At 61.1% G+C, this 6175-nt stretch carries 7 protein-coding genes; 4 read left to right on the top strand and 3 right to left on the bottom strand.

The genetic code is table 11. The features are described 5' to 3' along the window. Positions 1-453, bottom strand: a 453-nt coding sequence (locus AC1D35_RS14565; RefSeq protein WP_477938780.1) for a LysR family transcriptional regulator, incomplete at its 3' end; no start/stop codon positions are given. An 84-nt stretch (positions 454-537) separates the two neighbouring features. On the opposite strand from AC1D35_RS14565, the gene AC1D35_RS14560 reads away from it, so the two are divergent. Next, positions 538-1509, top strand: coding sequence for a quinone oxidoreductase family protein (locus tag AC1D35_RS14560; RefSeq protein ID WP_113311366.1), 972 nt, complete (start codon positions 538-540; stop codon positions 1507-1509). A gap of 264 nt (positions 1510-1773) precedes the next feature. Here the strand turns inward: AC1D35_RS14560 and AC1D35_RS14555 are convergent, their stop codons facing one another. Beyond that, positions 1774-1974 carry a hypothetical protein gene (locus AC1D35_RS14555; protein WP_113299706.1) on the bottom strand — a complete coding sequence of 67 codons (201 nt, stop codon included), beginning with the start codon at positions 1972-1974 and terminating at the stop codon, positions 1774-1776. 668 nt (positions 1975-2642) lie between these two features. On the opposite strand from AC1D35_RS14555, the gene AC1D35_RS14550 reads away from it, so the two are divergent. From AC1D35_RS14550 to AC1D35_RS14540, 3 genes are all read left to right on the top strand, one after another. Next, the gene (locus AC1D35_RS14550) at positions 2643-3791 is read left to right on the top strand and encodes a helix-turn-helix domain-containing protein (RefSeq protein ID WP_113311365.1); all 1149 of its coding nucleotides are present in this window, start codon (positions 2643-2645) and stop codon (positions 3789-3791) included. A gap of 300 nt (positions 3792-4091) precedes the next feature. Further along, a complete protein-coding gene (locus AC1D35_RS14545; RefSeq protein WP_113311364.1) occupies positions 4092-4559 on the top strand; it encodes a DUF4168 domain-containing protein in 468 nt (155 codons plus the stop codon). Positions 4560-4815: 256 nt separating this feature from the next. Continuing rightward, positions 4816-5316 (top strand): GNAT family N-acetyltransferase, encoded by a 501-nt coding sequence (locus AC1D35_RS14540; protein ID WP_113311363.1) that lies wholly within the window; start codon positions 4816-4818, stop codon positions 5314-5316. Between the two features lie 56 nt (positions 5317-5372). Here AC1D35_RS14540 and AC1D35_RS14535 read toward each other — a convergent pair whose 3' ends face one another. Continuing rightward, positions 5373-6119: a glucose 1-dehydrogenase gene (locus AC1D35_RS14535; RefSeq protein WP_113311362.1), complete on the bottom strand. Its 747-nt coding sequence runs from the start codon at positions 6117-6119 to the stop codon at positions 5373-5375. Positions 6120-6175: the final 56 nt, after the last annotated feature.

Raw genomic sequence — 6175 nt, 5'->3', positions numbered from 1 at the left:
GCGCACTGCGATATCCGCCTCCCGGCGGTTCAGCGAGGCGAGGCGCTTTTCGCCCACGAGCGTGATCTCGATGCCCGGATGCTCTCGCCTGATGGCGGCGATGGGTTTTGCAAGAAGCACRCTCGACAGGGCCGGCGGGGCGCTGATCCTGACATGGCCGCGCATCTCCGTGGCGCTTGCGCGGCCGAGTTGCTCGATAACAGCCATCTGCTGGGCGACGAGGGCGGCGTGTCTGGCAACCTGTTCGCCGTCATCAGTCAGGACGATGCGCCGCCCGCGGCGGTCGACGAGCTTGCGGCCGAGATCTTTCTCAAGGGCGGCAATGCGCCGGCTGATCGTGGCGTGCTCGACGCCGATCTGTCTTGCCGCGCCGAGGAAGGTTCCCGCCTGCGCCAGCGCCAGGAAGTGCCTCAGGTCGTCCCAGTCGATCTGTGTGAATTCTTTCCCAATCATTGTGCGACAATAGGGAATTTTCACACATAGCGCTATCGGCTAGTTTCTCCCCATAACGCGGCCCCAGACAAAGGAAGATGACCGATGCCCGACCAGATCGTCCTGCTGAACGCCCCCGGCGATGTCACCCAGTTCCGGCTGCAGGATCAGCCGTCAGAGTCTCCCGGTCCCGGTGAGGTCAGGATCCGCCATCAGGCTGTCGGCACCAATTTCCTCGATGTCTATCACCGCAAGGGCCTCTATGCGCTGCCCTCCTATCCCGCCGTCATCGGTGTCGAGGCCGCGGGTGTCGTCGAAGAGGTCGGCGCCGATGTCACGGAGTTTGCACCGGGCGACCGCGTCGCCTATGCCGGCCCGCCGGCCGGCGCCTATGCCTCCACCCGCATCATGGCAGCCGAACGGGTGATTGCGCTTCCCGATGCGGTCTCCGCCAAGGTGGCCGCAAGCTCGCTGCTCAAGGGCATGACGGCCTATATGCTGCTGAAGAAGGTCACCAATGTCGGGCAGGGCAGCACCGTGCTGATCCACGCCGCCGCCGGCGGGCTCGGCAGCATTCTCGTGCGATGGGCGAAATCGCTTAATGCCACCGTCATCGGGACGGTCAGTTCGCCGGAGAAGGCGGCACTCGCCACTTCCTATGGCGCGGACCATCTGATTGTCGGGCGAGGGGCCGATATTGTTGCCGAAGTAAAGCAGCTGACGGGCGGCAACGGCGTCGATGTTGCCTATGACGGCATCGGCGGCGATATGCTCCTGAAAAGCATCCGCTCCGTGCGCCCCTTCGGCACGGCCATCACCATCGGCCAGGCCGCCGGCCCCATTCCACCCGTTGCCGTCGAGGAGCTTCGGCCGGGCAAATCGCTCTCGCATCCGAGCATCATGGCCTGGTGCGCCGATGTCGGCCGATACCGCGACGCGGCGCAGGCGGCAATCGCCGCGATGGAGCGGGGCATCGTCTGCGAGATATCAGCGGAATACGGGCTGGCCGAGGTTGCGAAGGCGCATGAGGAAATGGAAACGGGGCGGTCGGCAGGCAGCATTTTGCTGCTGCCGTGATGGCTGGCGTGGGTTCGGTGGCGGGGCGGGGTCGTTCCTCGGTGGAGGCGACGCGGGCGACAGGCGGCTTGTGACGTTTCTCGATAGTGGCAGACCTTCCGGTCAATCGCCGTGTCTGCTTCGACCGTTGATGTGGCCGKGCCGCATCTGTCACCTTCAACTCGCTTCCGGGCGGTGTCGTATCGCAACGCGATACGACAAACCCACCGCCAACGTCCTTGGCTTCATCACGCCCGCAAAAGCATAGCGATCCGGCTTGAATGCTTAATTCGATCTCAGTTTTTTGCTGGCGATCAGCATCACGAGCTCTTCCGAGGCATCCGCAAGCGCCAGTGCCAGTTCGGCGGCTGACCATCCACGGGTCTGCAGATTGGTGAGCATTCCCATCATGGCGATTTCGACTTCCCGTCTGCAGTTCGAAGCCGGTTTCAATTCGATGTGGTTCTGGTTATCGGTAGTGATCATCTTAGCCTCCGTTTGCCCATGAGCGGGCAGCTCGCATCAGAACTCTCTTGAAATCGATGGAATGGGGTTGCGCTTCAGCATCAGGCTCCTACGCATAGACAAATGGCGCCTGAATTTGCGCGCAACCCCTCGCTTCGTCTCACATGGCCTTGCCAACGATCGCCTCAATCCTCCCCCAGTTGAGTGATCAAGGAAGCCTGCACAGCCGGTTATAACTATTCTTTTTGGCGGCTGCGGGTTGTGTGACGAAGAGTCTCCGAATAGGCCGAAGCCTATGCAGAAGACGCACGAATATTGCCCGGATAGTTCACGACTACCTCCTCGTATTCTCATGTTTTGTCTTGAATTTTTATCGTTTCACCTAAGACTTCCACGTTTTAACGCGGCGCTGGCCGGTGAAATATTCTGGTCTATTCCGTCTTCATTCGGGAAATGACCGTGCTTATTTAAATACAGCCATGGGACGCAATTGTCGTTATCCGCGCGTCCTGAAAATTATCGCACCGTACATTTCTGCTCCAAAGGGAGTATGATAAACAACTTATGGACGTGGCTGCTCGCCGATTCCCGGCTAGGGCGGTTTCCGGCGGCGATTTTGCCGCAAAAACGATTGTTCACTCTCAGTTTCAACGGCCCGGTCGGATCGGTTGTTACGCTGGAGGGATTGGATGGTTACGGGTTCTGGATCTGGAGATGACCCCGCTGCGGGGCAGGCATGGCCGGCCCACCTGGAGCGGCGGCGCTGGCCGCGCGAACCGGCCACGGAGAAGGACCAACGCCTGGATGCTGCGCCTGCGCTTGTGCCCTTGCGTTTCTCGACTTGGGATTTGCCGCCGAAAGACCAGTTCCAGGCCTGGCGTGCGCATATGGCGCCTCTCGTCAGTGTCCATCTGCCGGATGGAAAATCACCCGACGACGGGTTTCTTGCCGAACAGATCGGCTGGCATCTCGGCGGCATGCTCATCGTCCAGCAGCGCGCCCAGGCGCATAGCTATGTCCGCGATCAATCCATGCTCCGTTCGAGCCCGATAGACCATTGGAACGTCGGCCTGCCTCGCAGCGGCCGGATATGGAACGAGGTCAGCCGTCACGTCACGGAAACCGGTGCCGGCGAGGTGTTTTTCAGATCTCTCGGTTATCCCTATCGCGGGCGGATGACCGATTGCGACGCCATGCTTGTCTTCCTGCCCTATGAATTGCTGGCCGTGGATGCAAGCCTTCTCCAGGGTGTCAACAATACGCTTCTGTCCGGTAGCCTGGCTGAATTGCTCGTCAGCTATATCGCCGGTCTGGAAACGAAGCTGGGCAACCTGACGGCCGGGGAGGTACCGCGCATCATACAGACGATCGCCGACATGGTCGTTGCATGTGCTGCCTCATCCATAAAATCGGATACGGGGCAAGTCCAAGCCAGGGTGGGAATGATGGAGCGGGCGCATCGCTACATTCACCTCAACCTGCAATCAGACAATCTGACACCCGACGCTATTTGCCGCGCATTGGGCATCTCGCGCACGCGGCTCTACCAACTGTTCGAAGCGAACGGGGGAGTGCTTAATTATATCCGCAAACGGCGACTGCTGCAGGCCTATGCGGATCTTGGCAACCCGGCCGACAACAGGCCGATCTCCGAGATTGCGGAGGCTGCCGGTTTCGCCGTCGCCGCCAATTTTACGCGTGCTTTCAGCCACGAATTCGGGCTTAGCCCGCGCGAAGTCCGAAGAACCGTGGCAACCGACCGCCCTGCCATTCCGGCTGCGCGTTCCACGCGGCATCATGGAACGACGATCGGCGATTGGCTAACGCTTGCAGGCTGATCCGATGTCATGGCAGAGGGCTTGAGTCGGCCTGGTCCGAGATCCATCTCCGGATGGAACGTCCCGGCGGGAGGCCTCCCAGGAACGCCAGCCTCGTGAACTGGCACCGGATTTATCCGCGCCGGCCGGCATGTCGACGGTCACAAAGCTGCCGCTCAATCGTCAGCAAATTGCCCCGCCACCGCCGCACCGTGCCCTCTTAAAGGTCCATCGTCGCGACCTCGCCAGCCTCTAGCGGCTGAGCGATCGACCGAGGCGGTCCTGCTGCCGATCAAATCATGCACGTGAAAAGGAATGACTATGATCACTCGTTACACACCCGTCGCAACGATGACCGCTGCGGTCTTCAGCCTGCTTGCTTTCAGCCCGGCATCCGCCGTGGACATGGCCCAGGCGCAACAGCAGCCGCCGGCGCAGGGCCAGGCGCCGATGCAGGGCCAGGCGCCGATGCAGGGGCAGAGCGGCGACAATGGTGCAGCCGCCCCTGTCAGCGATCAGAAAATCGAGGCCTTTGCCGTTGCCTATCTGCAGGTCGACAAGGTCAGGCAGGAATATTCGGCCAAAATCGGCGCGACGAAGGACGAGGCTGCGAAGCAAAAGCTGCAGGACGAAGCCAAGAAGCAGATGGTCGACACCGTCGAAGCCTCCAAGGACATCTCTGTCGAGGAATACTCGACGATTCTGACAGCCGCACAAAGCGACCCGGCTCTTGCCAAGAAGGTTCTGGAAAAGATCGGCACCCCGCCGCCGGCGCAGCAGCAGCAATAGCGCTGCGGGCTACTGCATAATCCTTAAATCGGAGAGGATTACGTCGAGGAGTACACCTCGATTACTGGGGCAAGGTCAGCGTCATTCTGGCCTGGCTCCCCCGATCGGCGCTGAGTATCGCGCTTTGCGCCTTGTTATCATGATCTGCGGCCTTCATCCCGTCAGCAAAGGGAGGAGCGACGTCAAAGGCATGTGAGACGTCGATTTCATCAACGGGGTCTGCTATCGATCGGCGGTTGCTGAGTCCCCCGCATCCATGGTCCGTCTTCTCGTCACATATATGGAACAGCTTGCGCCTCCGACCGGGGCTGCGCTGTCGTCTCCGCTTGCGGGCGCCGCTATCGCCAGGGAACGTCCTGATGCGGACGATTATCTGCGCCTTTATCGAGCCATAGGGACGCCCCTGCGATGGGACGAGCGTCTGCGGATGACGAGGGAAGGACTTCTGGCGTTCCTGCGCGACGGTTCCACGGCGCTCTACATTTTGCGGCACGAGGGACGATCGGTCGGGCTGTGCGAGTTTGCGGGCGTCGGCGCGGGGGATGTGGAGCTAAAGCACTTTGGCCTGATCCCCGATGCCCAGGGCCGGCGTCTCGGACCCTATCTGCTGGATTGGTCGCTGCGGGCGATATGGAACCATCGACCTGAGCGCGTATGGCTACACACGGATACCTGGGATCATCCGAAGGCCAAAGCCACCTACGAGCGCATCGGCTTCAAGGCTTATTCCGAAGTCTGGGAAGAGCTTCCCGACTGAGCAACGGGGGCAGGGTGCGTGCCCCATGAAAGAGCACGCACAGTATCAATCGACGATCAGCGAAAACCGCCGGCGGCAGTCAGTCGCTCGCCGGTCAGCCAGCCGGCATCGTCAGAAGCGAGGAAGACCGCGACCTTGGCGATGTCGTCGGGCTGGCCGATGCGCGCAAGCGGGGTCTGGGCCACGGCGGTGTGCTCGAAATCGGAGCCGATGACGCCTGCGGTATGCGTGCCTTCGGTCTCGACAATGCCGGGGAGGATGGCGTTGACGCGGATCTTGCGCGGGCCTAGCTCCTTGGCAAGCACGCTGTTGATGGCGTCCACCGCTCCCTTGGTGCCGGTATAGACGGCGGAGGCGGGCGGAGCCATGCTGGTCACCACGGAGGAAATGTTGATCACGCTGCCGCCTTCGCCAATGTGTTTGACGGCGGCCTGGGTGGTCAGCAGCAGGCCGAGAACGTTCACGTTGAACTGGCGGTGATAGTGTTCCTCGGTAATCTCTTCGATCGCCCCGAACTCGTAGACGCCGGAATTGTTGACCAGCACGTCGAGACGGCCGAATTCCTTGACCGTGGCGTCGACCAATCCCTTTGCCTGTTCCGCCTTCGAAACATCGCCCTGTACCGCGATGGCCTTGCCGCCGGCTGCGACGATCGTCTTGACGACATCATCTGCTCCCGCCTTGCTCGACGCGTAATTGACCGCGACGTGTGCACCCTCCGCGGCGAGCGCCTTGGCAATGGCGGCACCGATGCCCTTGGAGGCGCCCGTCACAAGGGCGACTTTTCCAGCGAGTTTCGACATATCAATTCCTTTCGACCTGGATTGCCGCCGGGGTTGACGGCATTGTTCCATAGTTC

This window comes from Rhizobium sp. P1_E6 (genome assembly GCF_056405875.1).
This window is presented reverse-complemented; position numbering and strand designations above follow the sequence as displayed.